This is a genomic window from Phaeovulum sp. W22_SRMD_FR3 (assembly GCF_052113705.1).
Classification (GTDB): domain Bacteria; phylum Pseudomonadota; class Alphaproteobacteria; order Rhodobacterales; family Rhodobacteraceae; genus JBGQOG01.
The window spans coordinates 1-1672 of sequence record NZ_JBGQOG010000047.1 but is presented as its reverse complement, the minus strand read 5'-3'; the positions used below and the strand labels follow the sequence as shown (position 1 = coordinate 1672).

Here is a 1672-nt window from a genome sequence, read left to right as displayed (position 1 = left end):
GGCCGAGGCTGTGTGGAAACGCGCGTGCAAGGTGCGCCGGATGTAGGTGTGTCGGTCTGCTCGCTTTTTGCAGCCTCAAGTGGTCCTTGGCGCGCATGGTGGTCTGGTGTGGTCCCTCGCCGGGCAAAGCGGGACGCTTGAGCCCGAGCGTAAGGTTGCAGCCCCTCGATCAGGCCTGAATGGCCCGCATCAGGCCCCGGATGCCGATCAAAGCGACCACCCGCTTGATGTTGTAGGCAAGGACATTCAGCGCCATCTCGGTGCTGACATTCTTCAGCCTCCGCGTCAGGAAATGGGTGTGCCCCATCCAGGCCTTGAGGGTGCCAAACGGGTGTTCAACCGTGCAGCGGCGCAGGGTCATCGGATCGTCGGTGCCAGCCAGCCTTTCGCGCATAGCATCGACCAGGTGCTCATGGTCCCACCGGGTGATCCGGCGTTCCTTTCCGCTGGTGCAGCAGTGACGGACTGGACAATGCTGACATTCATTGGTCCAGTAGCGGCCGACCCGCAGCCCGTCCTCCTCGCGCGTATAGCGATGGGTCAGCTCTTCGCCCGCCGGGCAGACATAGACATCCCGGGATGTGTCATAGGCGAAGTCGGCCTTCACATACATGCCCTTGCCGCGATTGCCCGATGTTTCGGGACGCGGCAAAGTGGTGGTGATCCCCGCCTGATGGCAGGCCAGGATCTGAGAGCCACTGAAATATCCTTTGTCGGCAATGGCGTGCAGGTCGTCGCGCTGAAGAGCCGCCCTGGCCGCGGCCGCCATCGGGCTCAACTGATCACGATCAAAGCCCTGATTGGTCACTTTATGCGCCACGATCAGATGCGTCTCGGTATCGACAGCGGTCTGGACGTTGTAACCGACCATACCGCTGTGCCGGGCGCTGGTTGCCATGGCCCGGGCATCGGGATCGGTCAGGGATATCTGTCCGTCGGGTGCATCGACCAGGGCCTTCTCCATTGCCTTCAGCCGCGCGATCTCCTGCCGGATACGGCCATAGCGGCGGGCGAGATGAGCGACCTTGTCAGCCCGTGCCTCGCCCTCCTCCTGGCGGTCGAGGCGAACCATCTCGTCAATATAGCGCTCAACGTCGGCCTCCAGATGGGCCAGGCGGCTGGCAATCTTGTTCTTCGTGAAGTTCCTGTCGCGATTGTTCACTGCTTTGAACTTGCTGCCGTCGATGGCCACGCAACCGCCTTTCAACACCCCGATCCGCCGACACAGCTCCACGAACTGCGCGCAGGTTCTGCGGATCGCTGCCCCGTTATCTCGCCGGAAATCGGCGATGGTCTTATGGTCTGGCGCCAAGCGGCCGGTCAGCCACATCAACTCGACATTGCGGCCTGCCTCGCGTTCCAGGCGACGGCTGGACGGGATCCGGTTCAGATAGCCGTAAATGAAAAGCTTCAGCAGCACAGACGGATGGTAGCCCGGGCGACCGGTTCGGGCGGGCACACAACGTTCGAAGCCGAGCGCCAGAAGATCGAGCTCCTCGACGAAGAGGTCGACGACACGGACCAGGTGATCCTGCCCGATCCAGTCCTCGAGACGATCAGGGAAAAGCGTAAACTGCTCCCGGTCGATCCCATCGATGAAGCCCGCCATCCTGGTCTCCCGCTGCCTTGCGGAAGCTTACCACAGAACAGCGTTTTCACACAGCCTCGGCCG

1 protein-coding gene is annotated in these 1672 nt (G+C 62.2%); it reads right to left on the bottom strand.

Annotated features, from left to right (window positions below; all coding sequences use genetic code 11):
• Positions 1-169: 169 nt before the first annotated feature.
• Positions 170-1609, bottom strand: a complete 1440-nt coding sequence (locus tag ACEN2S_RS22980) for an IS1182 family transposase (RefSeq protein ID WP_441870962.1) — start codon at positions 1607-1609, stop codon at positions 170-172.
• Positions 1610-1672 lie beyond the last annotated feature (63 nt).